The organism is Stenotrophomonas sp. 10L48 (genome assembly GCF_056395105.1).
Map to the genome: position 1 here is coordinate 283392 of NZ_JBFTIX010000003.1, position 18828 is coordinate 302219.

At 62.9% G+C, this 18828-nt stretch carries 6 protein-coding genes; 3 read left to right on the forward strand and 3 right to left on the reverse strand.

The window, feature by feature from the left end; translation table 11 throughout:
• The first annotated feature begins 283 nt into the window (after window positions 1-283).
• Both AC1DCU_RS06780 and AC1DCU_RS06785 read left to right on the forward strand, forming a co-directional pair.
• Window positions 284-6199 carry a hypothetical protein gene (locus AC1DCU_RS06780; protein WP_478013581.1) on the forward strand — a complete coding sequence of 1972 codons (5916 nt, stop codon included), beginning with the start codon at window positions 284-286 and terminating at the stop codon, window positions 6197-6199.
• 622 nt (window positions 6200-6821) lie between these two features.
• Entirely contained in the window at window positions 6822-7808 is a 987-nt protein-coding gene (locus AC1DCU_RS06785) for an SEL1-like repeat protein (protein ID WP_442251431.1), read from the forward strand.
• A 101-nt stretch (window positions 7809-7909) separates the two neighbouring features.
• On the opposite strand, the gene AC1DCU_RS06790 is transcribed toward AC1DCU_RS06785, so the two are convergent.
• The 3 genes from AC1DCU_RS06790 to AC1DCU_RS06800 all read right to left on the reverse strand — a co-directional run bounded on the left by AC1DCU_RS06790 (window position 7910) and on the right by AC1DCU_RS06800 (window position 14331).
• Window positions 7910-8086 carry a hypothetical protein gene (locus AC1DCU_RS06790; RefSeq protein ID WP_442251430.1) on the reverse strand — a complete coding sequence of 59 codons (177 nt, stop codon included), beginning with the start codon at window positions 8084-8086 and terminating at the stop codon, window positions 7910-7912.
• A gap of 285 nt (window positions 8087-8371) precedes the next feature.
• The gene (locus AC1DCU_RS06795) at window positions 8372-13015 is read right to left on the reverse strand and encodes a hypothetical protein (protein WP_442251429.1); all 4644 of its coding nucleotides are present in this window, start codon (window positions 13013-13015) and stop codon (window positions 8372-8374) included.
• Between the two features lie 521 nt (window positions 13016-13536).
• Window positions 13537-14331: a DUF6602 domain-containing protein gene (locus AC1DCU_RS06800; protein ID WP_442251428.1), complete on the reverse strand. Its 795-nt coding sequence runs from the start codon at window positions 14329-14331 to the stop codon at window positions 13537-13539.
• A gap of 640 nt (window positions 14332-14971) precedes the next feature.
• Between AC1DCU_RS06800 and AC1DCU_RS06805 the strand changes: the two genes are divergently transcribed.
• A complete protein-coding gene (locus AC1DCU_RS06805; RefSeq protein WP_442251427.1) occupies window positions 14972-18799 on the forward strand; it encodes a hypothetical protein in 3828 nt (1275 codons plus the stop codon).
• Window positions 18800-18828 lie beyond the last annotated feature (29 nt).

An 18828-nucleotide genomic window follows, 5' to 3' on the forward strand; every position in this document is an offset into this window, starting at 1 on the left:
AGAGCCGTATGGTGGGCTTTGCCCTTGATACAGCTCAATCTTAGGGCCGCTGGGTCCGGCTAACAAGCCAGTGCATAATCGCACCTGGCGGCAGCTTCTCGGTAGAGGTCGACTGATCTTCGTTCTAATGGGCCGCGAAGCTACGCGCAAGCATCTGTGCCGAGCAAAGATGATTCTCTAAGATGACGGTATGAGCGCCCCTGATCCAGTCGACCGCGGCGAGGGTACCGCTGGCGGTACAGCACCGACTCGTCGCGCGCCTGGCGCGGGCGAACGAAATGCCATGTTTGGGTACACGCGTCAGTACGCGTCCGCGGCCGCCGCCATCTACCACGGTCTCCAGACCCGGCAATTGCGCTGGGTTGGCGTGGCGGATCGGTGTGCGGGCATCGCTGACGACGTCGTACTCGGCTTCGACGACGAAGTCATCGGCCACCAGTTTAAGTCCAGACGCGATCCGGACCCGTTTCGCATCGCTACGCTCCTGACCGGTGGGGCGGGCTTGCTGCCCGGGCTGGTGCAAGCTTGGCAGGAGCTGAAAGCCAGCTGTCCCGACGTGCGCATCCGCCTGCGGGTCGTGGTGGACGATACGCCGTCAGATGCTGATCGCGTCGGCAACGGAGGCACGACACGACAGTTCGTCGCCGAGTGGCAAGCCAATCCGGACCGGTCGCTGGCGCAGTGGCGCTCCACGCCGTCGGGCCCGTTCTTGGACGATCTAGAGGCTGCCTCTGGGCTGACCCAATCCGAATTTGAGGAATTCTTCCAGCGCCTGGAACTAGTGCACGGTGACCAGCCGAATTTTGCCGCGCTCTACGGAATCACGAGCCGAACTCAGCCACAAGTCGACCGCATCGCCGATCGGCTCCCGCACCTAGTCGCGCGCGTGCCCGAACGTGATCGGTGGACGCGGGCCGAGTTCCTTGAGGAGATGAGCTGGCCCGAGAACGAGCCGCGACATCGCCATCAGTTCCCTGTCGGCGTGGCCGTGCAACGCAATCCCAGCACTGAAGCGCAACTGCGGTGCGTGGTCCGCGATCATCCAAGCGGCTACGTGTCGTTGATCGGCCCGCCCGGTTCAGGCAAGTCGACCTTGCTACAGATCGCGCTGGAAGCCGAGCCACAACTCGTGGTCGTGCGTTACTTGGCCTACGTGCCCGGCGGAGCGCAAGGCATTGGACGCGGGGAATCGGCTGACTTCTTGGAAGACGTGGCTGCCGGGCTGCGTAATACAGGTCTGCCGGGGGTGCGGTTCCTTAGCGAGAACGAGAGACACCGCCGCGAAGAGATTGGAGCTTTGTTGGCTCAGGCCGGCGAGCGTTTTATCACCGATGGCCTGCGCACCTTGATTATCGTCGACGGCCTGGACCATGTGCCGCGCGAAGAGCGACCGATGCGATCGTTCCTGGCCGACTTGCCCTTGCCGGCAGCGGTGCCTGACGGGGTACTCTTCATCCTGGGTACCCAGCGCGTGGACCTGCCCGACATGCCCCCGGCCGTACGCGACCAGGCCAGCATGGCGGAGCGCCAGGTCGAAATGCAGGGGCTGTCCTTGACGGCCATCGCTGCCATGGCCGATGCCCTCGGCGTGCCGACGGCAGTGCCGCGGCCACGCTTGCGAGAACTGACCCTAGGTCATCCGCTGGCTACGCACTATCTGCTGCAGGCGTTGGTCGCGGCGGAAGATGACACCACCCGCGACCGGATTCTGCGCGAAGGTTTCGAGTACGTGGGCGACATCGACGCCTTGTACGCGGCCGCCCTGCGCGGCTTGGCAGAAGACAACGAGGTGCTTGATATCTTGGGCTTGGTGGCTCGAGCCGAAGCACCGCTGGATCCTCGAGACCTAGAAAGCCTGCACCCATCAGCTGCCATCGAGCGGACCTGGCGGCAGGTCCGCCACTTGCTCAAGCGTTCAGGCCATGCATGGTCCATCTTCCACAACAGCTTTCGGTTGTTCCTGACGCGGCTCACGCGCACGCGCTACGGGCTGCCGGACGCAGACTATTCGGCGAGCACCTACCGTCAGCTGGCGGACTTGGCCGCACGGGCTCCCGCGAATTCGCCAAAGCGTTTTCTGGCGGCTCGCTACCTGATGCGCGCCGGTGCGCACAGCGAAGCGCTTGCCTTGGCCACACCGACGCTGTTCCGCGCGCAATACTTGGCTGGGCGCGCGGCGTCGGAAATTCGCGTGGATGTTCGCCTCGCGTTTCGTTCCCTCCAAATGGTGGTCGACCCAACCGCTGCCTTTACGCTAATCCTGGCCGCGGACGAGATGTATCGGCGCGCCGAGGCCTTCGACGAACCGGACGAATCGCTCCGGGCGCTGCTGGCACTGGGGCTACTCGAGGAGGCCGAGGATTTTCTTGACGAAGTCGGGGGCGACGGCTTCCTGGTCGTGGAGGCATGGTTGAAGCAGGGCAACCTCGATCGGGCGCGAACCTTGTTCGAGCAGATCGAACCGCTGCACGATCTGGGCAGCGACCGCATGAGCAACGCGCCGTCCATGCGCAGGGACGAATTCGCCCGGTGGGCCGAACGGGCGAGCGAGTTTCGGTCACCGGCTGAACTGGTCGCAGGGATCGACCGCGTCGTCGAGGCGCTGCAACGCGAGCCCGGTCTGATTGACGAGCCCGAAGAGGTGGGCATGCAGCTGCGCGCGCGCGCGGCGCTGGCTGCGCTCGCCCGTAGTCCGTTGGCTGACCGCGATGCATTGATCGCCGACTTTCGTCTGGAGCCGACAGCACGGGCGCTACTGGCGACCCAAGCGGCACGACAGTTGCTGGCGGACGGTGCCGACCATCTCGCGCAGGCGACCGCGGCGCTAGCCGAAGCGGTCGCCGACGCTACTGCGCTCGCGCAGGTACCGCTGGGACTTCGTCGCACCGCGGCACTGCTCGCAGCCCGGCGCGGCCTAATCGCGCAGGCGCGCGCCCTGTATGACGGCGTGTCGACTCCGGCGCTGAATAAACTGGACAATGCTACCGACGTCGATCAGGCAGCCCACCTCGTCCGCGCCGTCATGGACGCCGCTGAACTGGGCGTGTGGATAGATCTGCCGGCGCCTCCGGCATCGCCGCCTAGAAAGGCCGTCTTGCGCCCGCTCCATCAGTTCACCCTAGATGCCGGACAGCTTGCCGCGCATAGCCGGCGCGAGCCGCAGAACGTCGTTGCTGGCGCCGCGGCACAGCTGTGCGCTAGCTTCATGCGCTACGTGTGCAGGACCGGCACGGTTGGGGTGGACGAGCATTTCGGCGCTCTGCAGCTCGACAAGGCGGCCCCCCAGGTGTTGGGTTCCTTGCTCCGGTCTGCCGCACGCCTGGGCGCATCAGAACTCGCGGGCACGGTGGCGGCCTTCGATCAGCTGCTCTCCGAGCACCCGCGCCAAGGAGATCGCCACACGCCGTTGCAAATCTTGGTGGCAGAAGCTGTGGCCGCGGGAAGCAACGATGTTGACGGCGCGCAAACGCGGCTGGACGCCTTGCTGGGTCAGCGCGAGGAAGGCACCCCTAGCCAGTTTCTAGCCAGCACGGCGCGGCTGGCGAAGTCGATGGCGCGCATTGGACGCCCCGAGCGTGCGCGCGAGCTGCTCGCGCAGCAGCGCGAGGAGACCCTGGGCTACGCCATGCGTGCCAAGAAGGATCCGCAGTACGCCCTCTGGGCGAGCTTGCTGCAAGCCGCCAACCGGGCAGACCCACCCGGTCGGGCGCATCGCGTTCGCGTGCTGACGCGCCAGGCGATCGGGATGAGCGCCACCGAGGGTCGCGATGCTGCGCGCCGATTGGCCCATGTTCTCGTAGCCGAGGCCGCCACTGACAGCGCAGCGTTGGCGTCCAGCGTCGCCGATGCCTTGCTTGCGAACGAGTTGATCGACTTCCCGGCGATGGTTGATGGGTTGATGAAAGGCGCGGTGCGCCGCGCCCCGTCGCGCGTTTTGCCCTGTGTCGAGCTGTGGGTGGCCTTGTGCCTACCCTTCCACCGTGCCGCCTACTACCGAGAATCGGAAGAAGGCGAATTCCTGCACGAGGCCATCCGCCTTGCAGTACCTGAGCAGCTGGGCCGCGTGCGTGATCGACTGCTTGAGAGTATTGAGCGACACGCACTGATTGACGTGCGGCCGGATGCACTGGCGACCTTGCGTGCCGCGCTGCTCGCACGTGGTGAAGATGCCACCCCGGTCGACGCAGCCTCGCAATGCCTGGAAGGCGTTCCTCGTCTGCGTCGCCGGGTGCTCAACTCTCCCACGCGCTACGACAACGTGCCGGACATGGTGCAACTGATCGCGCGCCTGGATATGGACGGCGCGGTTGGTGAACTCAGCCATGACGCCTCGATAGCGTTTGTACGCGTGCTGCCCGACGCGGACTTCCCGGGGGCGCTGGCCCTGTTCGATCGCCATCCCAAGCTGCAGGCCGATTACAAATGCCGCTTCGGCCTGGTGGATCGCGCGCTTGCCGCCGACGATCGTGCGACCGCGGCGCGCTTGGTCGCCGACTATCCGCCGGCCGATGACAGCAGCTCGCGCTGGTCATGGATCTGGGGTGGCGGTCTACGCCGCTATTTCGCGGCACGCCTTCAGCTGGAGGGCGACGCAGTGTTCCCCACGGCCTATGCCAACTTCATCGCGACACTGGTGGCGGGGGAAGAGCAGGTCAGCGCGCTGCTGTGGGATGTTGACGATATCTGGCCGGTGCTCACCGCGTCGCCCGATTGGGCGGCGATGTGGGCCGCGGTGGAAGAACAACTGCCGAGTACGCGCGACTACCGACTTGGCGAGGATGTGAGCGTTGATGGGGTGCAGACGGACGCCACCCTCATTGCCTCCCTGATCGAACGCATGCTCTCGTTACCAGTGGCCCACGTGCGCTGGCATGCCGGCCGCGCCGCTCTCGCGCTAGCGGCCGACGATCCGAACGCGTTCGCGCAGCTGATGCGCAGCCTACTGGCCAATGACGAGGATGACGTTGTCATCGACGGCCTACGGCTGATGCACAGTGCGACACGCGCGGAGCTCAACTCCGAGTGGGTCGCGCTCGTCGTTAGCCTCACCGGCCATGCCGACTTTGGCATTCGGGAACTCGCCCGGCGGCTCGCCACCCGCTCGGGCCGCGAGGTTGATCCAGTGAGGACGCCGATGCCGGCATTCTATAGCCTCGCGCTTCCGCCCATTGGCGCCCCTGACCGCGCGGACCAATTGCGAGCACAGCCTTTCGGCCCCCCCTCTGTGTCCGATCCCGCAGCGTGGAGCGCGCCGTTCCCGGACGCCATTGAGCTGCTCGCCCAGATCGCCGGCGTGTCCGAGGATCACGTGCGCCGTCGCGCTCAACAGCTGATCGACGGCTGGGGCGGCGTAGAAGCCTTCGGTCAGGCGGGCATCAACCGCTTGAGGGCCCGCTTGTCTATGTTTGGCCTGCATAACACGTTTTTCTACCCCCACGTGACGGTGGCGCTGCGCGCCTTGCGGCATGTCGGCGGCGAGTTGGCGGCCGCCGGACGCATCCCGGGCAACCGCGTCGACGAACTGCTGCGCGAGTTACATTTGGCACCATGCTGGCCTCGTACCGACGTCGACGCGCGGCCGGCGTTCGTCAGGCGCCCGGTCCTGCCCGAGGGCAGCGGCGACGAGACGCCGTGGTTGGAGGGTGTCAACGACGATGTCGCTGATCATGCCGCCGCGGACTTCGTCTTGGGTGAGATCACGTGCTACCGCGGCCGCCACTTCGATTTCCTGTACGAGTGGAGCCAGTTGCGCTTGCTGGGCGTGATCCTGCCGCCGACGGGAGATCCAACCGGACTTGTGCACAACCTGCCGATCGGTTCGCCGGTCCAGCTGGTGGCGCGGCGCGGGCTGGGCGCGATGCCACGCTGGGAAATGGTCATAAACCCGCATATCGCCGAGCAGCTGCATTGGCGAACGGTGGATCAGATCACGTGGCATGACGTCGCTGGCGAGCTGGTGGCAACAGCGTATTCCTGGCGGGATGGCGGACCGGATGGCGAACTGCGCGGCGAGTACTTGGAGGGCGAGGGTGCCGCCATCGTACTGACCGAGGACGGCCGCGAGCAGTGGAACGCTGTGCGCGGAGGCACGCGCACTGATGTGTTGGCACGACGGAAAAAGCAGCAAGATGGCAATACCTCCGCGAGAAACGCGCGCGCCACGAATCTTGCGCCGAACCAGAGAGACTGCGAATCCTAGGACGCGCACCCTGTTCAGGTAGGCACGTTGTCGTCCGCTATAGGTCGACAGCGGATGTCACAACCGGCACGGCCGCCAAGTCATCCCAATGTCTGCCTCCGGCCAATAGCTGACATCCTGCGAATTGCGACCGCAGAGTTCGGGCCTCCACGCGCTCTGTCCATCAAACACGGCGCGCACTTTCATTTTCTTGTAGAAAATCAAAGCGATGCGGCGCTGTTGAAAGTACGACGAAGTCGCGCTACCCTAACGCCACGACTTCATTCGTGGTCAGCGCACGCGCAAATTACGGATTCTCTTTTCTCACTTGTGTGAAACAGTGGGGGGCGGATCCGCGCGCAAGTGCTATCAGCCTCCTGCACCTCATCTAGGAAGCTGAACAGTGAAAGATCTCAGGCCATCCGTCCTCCCCACTTTTGAACGTCGCAAGCACAAAGGACGTACGCTTGCACGTATTGACAGCGAGCAGAAGATGCTTGCCTCCGGGCCGCTTGGTCGCGAGCGACTGGTGCTCAACATTGCAATTGAGTACATGGAACGCCACCCTGGCATGTCATTCGACCAGGCCGTTTTCGCGGCGCAAGCCTACTGCGATCGAGCTCATAGCTAAGGGAGTGCGGCCGTGAAGGCTCATAAGACGACTTCCGTTTCGCACAACGGCATTATTTATGATCTCAGTCTAGGGCGCTGGCTTGGACATCGTCATAGCGACCTATCAGAAGCGCTCCTCGAGATAGCAACTGAAGAAATTTGTTTGCCCAACGGGCAGACAGCGGGCACATACAAGGCTGAGAAAAGGAATGAATACTCCACTCAGCGCGACAGGCAAAACCTCTCCGCCAAGAAGCATCTGGATAGCTGCTCGATGCGCGATTTTGGATTTGAGTGGGACGAGCTCGTCAGTAATCTCAAACAAGTCATAAATGAAACCTGCATCCCCCTTCTAACGGCGCGGCACAGGCTTTCAGTGGCAGAACAGCATGCAATGCTGCTGGCCGCAAGCAACGGGCACGTTGGCGCCATGTACTGGATCGGCACTGGACTCAGGGGCATCCAGGATGACAATTGCCTGCTTTGGCTGTCGAAGGCTCACAACCAAGGGCATGTCGGGGCATGCTACGAAATGGCAGCATTCCTTGCATCCACGGGCAACCACACTGAAGCGTTGCGATGCCTAATCGTATCCGCCGACGGAGGATGCGATATTGCTTTTATGAGCATCTTTGACTTTGACGTCCTGCTCAACATGCTAAAGACTAGGGACATCATTCTTTTTGAGGCCATGCTCGATGATTTTGCGGCAATCCATTCCTCAAGCGCCAGGTACCTGAAGGGAATGCTCCTGCTTTTGCAGGGTAGGAGAGGCGAGGGAATCGCCGCTTTGGAAGCTTTCTCAAGAGCTCCCAAAAGGCAGCCGCCGAAAGATGAAATTGATGTGGTGCATAGCAACCAAATCAAGACCATCAGCGATTTTGTGGATGGTCTATTGAAGGATATTGCGATGGGAGTGCAGCCGCTGAACGCCATATCAGCTCGCTGTATGCGAACAGTCTTCGTAAAATTTGAGCACTACGATGAACTGGCCGCAACTTTTATGAACCTGACATAGCTCCGTTCCGTTGTGCAGGACGGCGAGGGAACGCCGCAGCGTGAGGGGTTTGGCCCAGCACTGCGGCGCATAAGAGCCTTGCCCGATCCGGATCGCCTGACTCAATTTAACGAAGCCTGTGAGCAACCTTCGCGAACATGCGTCAGCAGCAGCGATTTCAGCCTAAACAGGCCGTCGTCCTTGGGATCGTATCCGTGGAACATCATGTAATCGTTGCCGCGTTCGCGCACCACGCTGTTGTGACCTAGGCCGATCCCGCGGCTGTTGCCGTGCAGCACTGAATTGACACTCGCTCAACGCCACTTCCGGCCAATATCGGTCGTTGCCAGCGCCCGAACTAGGCGGTGCCAAGAAGCGGAGCGAGGCGCTTGAACGCGGTCCCTATATTTCACTCGAACTCGAGGCGGCAGTGAGCGGCGACGTCGGAAAATCCTGTCGACGCAGCAGCGGATTGTCGTACAAGGTCATGGCCATGCCCTTCTGCCTCGCGCGGTCGGCCAGGGCGTCATCGCTTCACTCGGTCCTGAACCTCGCAACCTACCTTGCTTGGGCGGAGGTGGTTGCTAATCGCGCCACGGCCACACCATATCGTCCGTGTTTCGGCGCAAGAAGGTCCGCTGCAGGGAGAGGGCAGACTTTTCGGCGCCGTGTTTCCAGCGTGGTCGGTTCATGGCCCAGTGTCGGCGCCTGCGGGTCCGCTCTGCCTCGTCCAGCGAAGCCGCTTCCTCCTGCATCCAGCACAGGGCGCGCCGATCGGCACAGTAGTCGAACAACACCCAAGCGGCGAAGGCCGCTTCCGGGTCGTCGCGCTGCCAGTACTCGCGCCACCAATGGCGGGCGCAGGCTTCCAGGTATCGCAAGCGCGCCGCACCCCGCCGGATCTCCTGGGCCCACGAGCGCGACGGGCCCTCAGGCCATGCCCCCGCCACCGGCAGCTCGTTGCCCACCAGAAAGCCGCGCAGGACCTCCGCGCGCTGCTGCCGCCAAGGCACATGCGAGCCCAGGTCGCGCACGATCACCGCCTCGAGCCAGGCCGCGCCGCCGTTGAGTTGTGCCGCGAGTGCCAGCTCGTACAGCTGCGCATCGGTGTTAGTGTGTTTCGGGTCAAGCAGCGCCTCGCGCAGGGCGATGACCTCGGCCGAGGCCGGGACCCGGAACAGCATGTGCCAAAGGTCGGGCAGCTTCGCCGCGCCCATGACCCGTGTACGCATAGCGCCGCCCACGGCGCGCCATATGCTCGCGCCAAGCGCCGGCTGCGCAATAAGCAGCGCTTCGGCAATCGCCAGGAACAGCCCCTCGGCCAACTGCACGCGCCGCACGAACTCGGTGCTCGAGGTCTCGTGTCCGTCGATCCACCGCGTGAGCAGGTCGGGAGCGTGCTGCAGGATGGCGTGCCCGTCTTCGCGCGTGACGAACTCCAGATACAGGCTGGCACCCTCCTCGCGCGCCTTGGCGACGCGCTCGCGTGCCGTCTCGCTCGCACGCCGGTACGCCTCCTGCTGCGCTGCTTCATCGAAAGCGTGCTCGAATGCTTCGGCCGAGTTCGGGTCCTCGGGAGGCATGGGGCGGACTGAGTACCGCGGCGGTCGTTTCGATGCGTCCGTGCGCTGCACGAAGATCTGAGCGCCGGGGTCGGGGGCGTCACGCGGACCGCCGGCGAGAATGGCATCCAGCCGCTCCATGGCGACGCGTGCTTCCGAGGCGTCGTTTCCGCGCAGGCGTACGGCCTCCAACAAGCGCCACGGTGCCAGGCGCGTGGCAACCTGCTCGAACGGCTGGCCGCGGGTGGCCTCGATGAGCGCACCGGATGCGGCGTGTGCCGCGAGCGTGTCGCCATAGAGCGTAAAGCCCCAGCCCGCCTGGTCCAAGTGCTTGCCAAGGCGACGGGGATCGGCGGCGGCCAGAACCATGAACGCCAGACGCACGTCGATCTCGTCGGTCGAGTTCGTCTTCTCCAGCAGCCAGTCCCACGCCCTATCGCTCAGCGTCGGCGGCTCGGTGATCAACAGCACCAAGACGTCCTGCTGCTGCTTGGGCGGGCCGAACCGATAGCGCTCGATCAACTGATCGACCTCAGTGCTGCTCATCGGGCGCAGGTCATCGGTGATCGTGGTCGCGATGCCCGACAGGTCGGCTTCCACGACCAGCACGGCCTGCGCCAGTGCGTCGAGATCGGTCAGTTCGGTCAGCAGCAACTGCGTCGCGACATGGGTCTCATCGCCTTCGCAGGGATCGCGTTCGACTGTTCGCAAGGTGCGGGCCGCCGCAGCCTGCTGGGGCCCGTGCAACAAGAGTGCATCATTCTGGTGCCAGGCGCGCGCGGCGCGTGCAACCACAGTCGTCGGAGCCCGCGTCACCAGTTTGCGATGCAAGTCCGCCAGCACCTGCGGCGCGCAGCGCGCCAAGACCGCCTGCTGCTCATTGAAGCTAAGGTCTTCGCGCGTCGCGTAACGGCCGGTACGCACGTCGACCAGCGGGAACTCGCGCGCCGCGTCGGCGACGGCTTGGCAGAAGGCGGGAGGTGGCTCGAAACTCGGATCGAACCACACGTCATCGCATTTGCGCAGACGTACGTGCAGTGGCAGGGTCTCATCCACCAGCACCGCTGATACGTGTCGGCGCTCCAGCCGAAAGTATAGGCTTCGGCCGGGATCGGACAGGTAGTGCTCCTCGTAGGTAAACGGTCGGCCCATGACCACGTTCAGTGCCGCAGCGGCCTCGTTGTCCTCTTCACGGCCCGACACGTGCAGTAGCAGCTCGGCGACCCGCCGCGCCAGTTGAGGATGCACGCCGACTTCGGGCACGCGACTAGCCATGTCTGCTGCGGCTGCCCGCACGCTTCTTGCGACGGAATCGGCATCGACCGAATTGAACAGGTACACCCAGCGCAGCTGATCCCACGCTCGATGGTTCGAGCCGGCGGCCGCGGCAATGGCAGCCAAGCGCAACGCGGGCACCGCATCGACCAGCGGGTAACCCTCGACCAAGGCGGGCAAGTGGTCTGTCCACTGGCCCTCGTCGCGATCGACCAGCACCATCGCCTCGCCCAGCAGCATGATCGGGCCCGAGGCATCGACGCCGATGCGCTCGATCCATCGCTTGTGCCGGTGCGCGTCGCCTTCCGCGTCCGGCTCGGACTTAGTGCGCAGCTCCACCCCGCGCGAAATGACGCGCAGCCATTGCGCGGCGCGGACGAATATGCGCGCACGCACCGACGTATTACCGCGATCAACGCCACGCAGCGCCTTGACCGCGGTGTGCCGGCTGGCCGCGTGGTTGTAGCGATGTGACAGCTCGACCGCGTCGAGCAAGGCATCGGGCATTTCAGCCGCCAGCGCCTGCACCTCGGCTTGATGGTTCTCGGGTAAATTCTGCGTTTGCAGCCACGCCGCCGTGAGGACGCCGAGGAGGGGGCGGGGCGGTCCCGACTCGAGGGAGATGGATACTGCGGCACGCAGGATTTCCGCGCGCTGGTCCAGCCCACTGATGGGATCGAGCCACTGCTCGAGTGCGGACTCCAGCGCCTCGCGTGTGGCGTCCGGGCTGGCGGACAGCAACTGCACGACGGTGGCGCCGAGGGCATGGTTCACCAGCGAGGCTGTCAGTTGCAGCGTGCCGTCCGAAAGCCTGGTGAAGAACGCGGAATCGGCCAGCTCGCTCAGACGCTGGTAAACCTCCCCTGGGGCCAAGTCCGAGCGTGTGGCGGAATCACTGAGCGCCTTGAGCGAATAGGAGCGGATGCCCTGCTGAAACCCGGTGGCCGCCGCGCGCAGCCATTCGGCCCATTCCAGCGCGGAAAACGCTTTGTTTGCCGAGGCGCCGGCACTGTCGCTGCCGTACTCCCATAACAGCCGATGCAAGGTCACCGCGCCGGCGTCGACGAGCCGCTCGTGAAAGCGGATCACCAGATCGAACAGCCGGGGTATCCGCGCGGTCGTGTAGAGGTCAGGGTGTAAATCCGCGCGGCGCAAGCCGTTCAAAGTGAGCATCTGGTCAAACTCACCGTCGGGTTTGAGGTCGTATCCTCCCACCTCGAAAGCCACGGCAGGATCCACCAGCGACGCGAGCCGCCGCAGCTTGACCTCGAAATGAAGCGTGCGAGTCGTCGTGATCGTGCGCACCCGACCGACGAACTCTACGCCCTGCAGAACCTTGAGCAGGCCTTCCCAGTTTCCGTGCGGCTGCTGGCTCATGCCGTCGAAGATCACCAGCAGGATCGGCCCCTCAGCAGGCGGACGCAGCAGCATGCGCTCCAGTCGGGCGCGCCAATATGGCGCTTCGCGCACCTGCGTCATCTCGAGCAAGCGCTCGGCCAAGAAGGACTTGACCTCGTATACCGACCCCAGATCCCGCCCACCTACCGCAGCGGCCGGGATGAGCAAGGTGGCCGGCAAGTGGTTGGCCCGCTCGATCAGCCAATCGATAACCGCCCAAGTCTTGCCCACACCGAACAGACCGGTCAGGCAGGCCGGCGACGCGGTACCGCTGTGTGCGCTCCACCACTCGTCCAACTGGCGCAACACCTGCGCACGGTGGATGTGCCGCTTGGCGCCACCGGACACGACTTGGCCGAAATGAGACTGCGATTGACGCGGATCGGTCCAGATTGAGCGCAGGCGCGCGAACGACTGACGACGAACGACGGCGGTGCCGATGTGCCAGGCTGCCAGATCGCGCCGCAGACGCTCAATCGCCGCGCACAAGGGGATCGCCAACCGGGCGGCCAAGGCACCGGCAGCCGGATCGAGCAGCTTAGATACGAGCGCGGGATTGGAGGCCAGCAGCGCGGCCATGGCGGGGTCGTCGTGGGATTTCCAGTCGACGATCAGGATAGCGATGCCGTAGCCGTTGCCGTGCTTGAACAGCTGACGCTCGAGCTGCTCGTCGGCCTCGCGCGTGGTTGCCAGGATCCACGCCTCCAGTGCCGGGTCCGCCACGATCGCCTGATCGATCTCGCCCAGCAGAAGCCGGTCACTGAGCGAGGTGTCGTCCCGGTAGCGCTTGCATTCGATGCGTAAGAACCGCTCTTGTCGTCCGGTGGTGCCGGCGTCCGCCCCGTGTTGGAAGCCCGATTTGGCCACCGCGACCGACACCCCGATCAGCTCGCCAATCAGCGCTGCGGTCAGGTGCTCCAATCGCGTTGGCGGATCGATGGCCTGCACCAAGGCCTTGAGCTGGTCGAGCTCTGAGGTAAGCGCTACTACCATTCCCTTTCTCTCGAAAGACGGCGGACCTCGCCGGCACGGTGCCCCGACTTAATGGGGTCCTTGCTCGGACCCCTGCCTAAAGTATACGGCACCGGAATCTTACTGGAGAATTTCGAGGGCGCGACAGTGCTTGGAGAGTTCCGATGGGGGGGGCGAGGGCGCGTGCGGCGCCTCGCGGAGGTCCGATACGTCCTAATCGGCCTGCTGGAGGTTGCCGTGAAGCTGATGCGCGCGATGCCCAAGAACATGTCAATAAACACGCGTAGATCCAATCGCCGCGCTAGGCACGAGGAAAGTATCACGCCGCATGCGCCGCCGGCACCTCAAAGTTTGATTCAAGGGGCGATGACGCCTGGATGATCCACAGTGTGCCTCAAACCGCACTGTACGATTTGGGTCGAAAGCGGACGTTACCACTTGGCATACCACCAAACGGTCTCAATGTCCGCTTCCGGCCAGAAGCGGACATTGAGTGCCTGAGTTGAGCCACGCCGAGAGGCGGCGTCGCGTTGAACCAACTGTTAGCTACCATCACTGAGCTTCTTCCAGCCGCCAGTGCCGCGAGATGTGTAGATCTGCCAGTCAACTTGGGGTCTTCTGGCGCTTTCTCGTGAGAGAAAGTTCATGAGGTGTAGGTAGTACTCAAGGAAGATGCTTTCGTTGTCATCCGTGATCTCCTTTCCGGTTGCTGTTGCTGGATTGATAAGTCCACGACCAAGCACAACCACTCTTTCAACGACATCACGGGCCGCGCCAGCAGCGTCAAGTGCGCCGATAGTGCGCATGTATTCCTTCTGTAGCCAGTCGGTCGCACCTAGATTCGTTGAATAGGCAAAAATTGAGTAAGCACAACGGCATTTTCCGTCTTCCGCAGCAATACCATCGCGTCGCGGTCCAATAAACGGCTCCTTGAAGGGCCTCAGGCTCCTAATCGTCTTCGCTGCTTCAACAGATTTCTCTAGCTCGTCCTTCGAAAGGACGCTCTTTACTTCGATCACGGCATAAAGCGCCTCAGCGGGCACGAGTACATTTTCTCCGCCGGTGAAAATTGGGGCGGATGCACTCTTGTCATAGATAATTAGATCTAGTTGACCTGACCGCTTGTCGCGAAAATCGATTGCTTCACCCTTGGCAATGGCCATGGTGATCGGCAGGTGGGACTGCAGGAAGCGCATAAGAGATGCGGCCCGTTCGTCCCCCCGAATACCGTTGTGATGGAAGTCGCCAGCCTTCTCCGAGCCTAGTGCTAGTTCCTTCTCTGCACGCGACAGTACTGACTTGAAAACACGGCTGGACCTTTGAGTGCCTCGTGGCATGGGCGCTAAACACCTAATAGCCGGATCCCTGAATCCGGTCAGACGATTTATCAACAGCGCACCGTGCGGTACGCTATCCCCCTTGATACGATTCGATGTTAGGACGGCCGGGTCTGGCTAGCAAGCCGATGTAGAGCCGGACTTTGCCGGGTGCCAAGCGTGCGCTTCGGGGGATGCCAGCTCTGGGTGGGGAGTGGACTTTACCACCTGCGCAAGAGTGCCCTCCCGAAGGGACGTCCGCTTTCGGCCAATAGCGGACGTAGAGCGTGCCTCCATTACGAAGCGGCGTAGGAAGAGTCCCGTCTGCATCGGGCACGGCTCGGGCTCTTCTATGCTGGGAGACCCTGCCCGCCCTAAAAGCCGACAGGCCTGACAAGCTTTGGGGCTGGACCGCTTGCTGATGGCGGTTGGGCCTTGTTACGGTCGCAATAGTTGCGATAGACAAGCTGTAGGCCATCTGAAAGACACCTGCACTACCCGGACCAGGCCCCGGCTTGGCCAAAAGGTTCGGGACCTAGAGTTGTTCAACTTAGCAATCTACTCGAAGCTCAGAAGCTTCGTCAGTCGAGCCCCCAACAACCCGGGTCACACCCTCGGCATTATGGGCGAGAGGGGCCCGCACCGAAAATTCGAGAGATTGATGGACTTCCTGGAATTAGCCGCTGCCGACATCACCACCCTGGACGACGGCCAGCTGCGAGAGCTGGTCGCTCGACTAGCGGAAGCGGAGCTTCGCGAGCAGGGAATTCCCCGGTCGAGCGTGCAAGCCGGCGGGGCGCAGGAAGCAGCTGACGGCGGACTGGACGTTAGCGTGGCGACCGAACTTCCTCTCGTGCGGCCGGCCTTCGTCCCCCGTGCGCATACCGGGTTCCAGGTGAAGAAGCACAGCATGAGCCGCGGGAGTTGCGAACGGGAGATGCTCGAGGCGGGTGGGCTTAAGGACTCGATCAAGGCACTTGCGGATCAGAAGGGCGCTTACATCATCGTCAGCGGCAAGGACAGCTGCTCGGCGACCATGTACAAGGGGCGCCTCGCCGGCATGGAGGAGGCGCTGAGCACATATGGTGCGGGCAAGGATCTTCACTTGGACTTCTATGGAGCCGACCGGCTGGCGTTGTGGCTGAAGAGCCATCCCGGTGTTGCGCTCTGGGTGCGGGAAAAGCTTGGCAAGCCGCTAGCGGGTTGGCGCCCCTATGGTCGCTGGGCCTCGACACCAAAGGCCGATAAGGACGAGTTTTTGTCCGACGCGCACCGTTGCGTGAGCGATGGCAGCTCAAGCAAAAGGAACTTGATGACGATCATGGAGGGCATAGAACTGGCGCGGGCGCGGCTGAGGTCAGGCTCTCGCGCCGTGCGCATTACAGGGCTGTCAGGCGTGGGGAAGACACGTTTTGCACAGGCCCTGTTCGAAGAGGATGTTGGGGATGACGCACTGCCTGCAACTGACGTCCTCTACGCCGATCTAGGTGAGGACCTGACACCTTCCGCATCAGCCGTGGTCACCTACCTGATCGCTAACCAGCTGGCGAGCTATGTCGTCCTCGACAACTGCCCACCACAGACGCACCGATCTCTGCAGAAGCAGCTCAGTGCCAGCTCCTCTCCACTGCGCCTGCTTACCATCGAGTACGACATCTCTGACGATCGACCGGAGGAGACCGATGTCATTCATATCGAGCCAAGTAGCGAGGAGACAGTCACCAAGCTCCTTCTTCGGCGATACCACAAGCTTGACCGGTTCAATGCAGCGCGTATTGCCGAATTCGCCGGCGGCAACGCCCGACTGGCGCTGGCGCTTGCTGACCGGGTGGAGCCGGACGAATCGCTTACAAGCTTTAATGACGAGCAGCTCTTCCTGCGGCTTTTCCAGCAGCGCAAGGGCGAGTCAGCGGATCTACTACGGGCGGCAACGGCTCTATCATTGGTTTACTCGTTCAACGTCTCCCGCGAAGAGTACGGGGATGAACTCGGGGTCCTGTCGTCGATATCTGAGGTAGCTCGCGCCGACCTACAGCGCGCCCAAACTGAGCTTGTGCGCAGGCAGCTCGCCCAGAAGCGAGGAAGCTGGCGCGCAGTGCTGCCGCATGCACTCGCAAACCGCCTCGCGCGCCGCGCATTGGACGACTACGAACCTGAGGACATCAACCGCGAGTTACTGCGCCCTGGGAACATCCGGCTGCTCCAGTCCTGTGCTCACCGTCTCGGGTATTTTCATGACAACGAACGAGCTCGCGAGTTGGCCCTCACTTGGGTCGAGTCGAGTGCACCATTAGCCAACCTCGCGACACTCGGCGAGGACCACCTCGTGGTTCTCAACTATGTGGCTCCGGTTTTCCCGGATGTCCTTCTTGGCGCGATCGAGCAATCGGCCCGTATTCCGGGGTTCGCGGACCGCGCCAATCCTAACGTTCAGCGTTTTGTCCGGCTCCTCGTCGATCTGGCTTATGACGACGAGGCTTTCGACCGCTCAGCGAGTGTCCTGCTCTCTATCGCTCGGACTGAGGGTCGTGGAGAGAACAATGACAGCGTCGTGGGTCGGTTGCGCCAACTCCATCAGCTGCATCTATCCGGAACCATGGCTGGCCCGGCGCGACGTCAGGCGCTTGTGCGGAGCCTGCTTGCGAGTGGTGAGATTCGTGACCGCGAGATCGCTGGCGAGCTGCTCCGCGCAGCCTTTGAGGCGCGGTCGTGGACATCATTCGGAGGATTTCAGTTCGGCGCGCGCAACCGCGGACCGGGTTGGAAGCCCAAATCCGGACAGGAGCGACGCGACTGGTATGACGGATTCCTTTCGTTGCTCGATCCGATACTTGAGTCAAACGATGACTCGCGCGAGTGGGCGAAGTCTCTGATCGCAGCGAACTTTCGACAGCTCTGGACCTATGCTGGCTGCTTCGACGCTTTGGAAGCCCTATTATCAACGTATGCCACAGGCGGGCGGTGGCCTGCAGTTTGGTTTGCCATCGGCCAGACTCTCGAGTACGACGGCGCCAGTCTTCATCCGGCGGTGCTTCGGCGCCTGGAGGGACTGCGGTCTCTGGCAGCGCCCTCCGATCTCGAGTCTGAGATCAACGCCTACGCTTTCGTAAACGAATGGGCGCATCCGCACCGTAGAGGCGCCGACTATCAGGCAGAAATGGTCGAACTGCGGGAACGCGTCTTCGCTTTAGGGCGGGCGCTCGCATCCAACCCGGGCCTGTTCGATCGGCTGGCGTCGCAGATTTGGGCGACTTACGCGAGACCGGTGGCTTGGCTGGGTCATGGCTACGCCGAAGCCCACGGCGATCTAGAAGGCCTAGTTGAGATGTTGATCCGCTCGTTCAAGGCACATGCCCCAGACCGCGCCAGCATCGAGTTCATCGAAGGCTGTTTGTCGGCGATCGCGGAGCGTGATTCGGCCCTGCTGCCCCGACTGCAGGAGAAGTTGCTGACGGAAGATAAGCTCAAGCCGTACAGCGTCTGGCTACTTCTGTCCACGCGGATTACGCCGTGGGTGAGCGCGCGGCTGCTTGACATTGCTCGAAATGGCAGCGTGCCCGCAGCTTATTTTGAGGCGGTTGGCCATGGCAGACGTCATGAATCGATGTCTGACGTGGAGCTTTCAGCGCTTACGAATGCGGTCTGCCAACTACCAGGGGGATACCACTCGTCGTTTGACATGCTCATCATGCGGTTACTCGCGAGGGCCGACTGGAACTATATCCCGGGGCCTGAGATCTTCTCTGCCATTCGATTCGCACTGGGTCACCTGTTGCGTGATCGGTCCGACGACGCGAACCGACCTGCCCACCACGGTATAGGCAGGCTGATCGTAGAAGCGCTTGCTCCTGGGGCGCCCGACGACGAGGTGGCCCGGCTCGTCGGTGAACTCTGTGACGGGGCCAAGAAATATCGACTCTCGCGGGAATATTACTCCGAGGTGCTGTCGTCATTCATCGAGGCGCGTCCGGAGATGCTGCTGGATGCATTACTCGAGATCGAACGTGATGATCCCGAGTCCGACGCGGTGGGCTGGCTGTTCCGGCAGCGATCCGGTGAGTCCTCGCCGTCGCTGAATCTCGCACCCGTCGATCAGCTCCTGACGTGGTGCGGGAATGATGCTCGACGGCAGGAGTTCGTTGCGCGCAACATCCGCGTCTACGAGGCAAAGGACGGATCGGAGGTGATCGACGATTCGACATCCTCGGTTCGACTAAGTGAACACTTCAAGCGGCTTCTCGACACTGCGTCTGACAAATCGAGCCTGATCGAGTTCGCTTTCGGCCAAGCCGTGCCGAGCAGTTGGACGAACTCACGCGTTCCGATTATCGAGGCCCGTCAGCAGGCGCTTCGCGAGCTGATTACATATGAATCGCCTGAGGTCAGGACCCTGGTGGTGGAGAAGGTTGCGGACCTCGACCTTCTAATCGAACGGGAGCGCAGGTGGGAGGAGTCCGAGCATCACGCGATGGAGCGGCGGTTCGAGTAGTCAGACGCGAAGCAGCTGAGAATGCATCG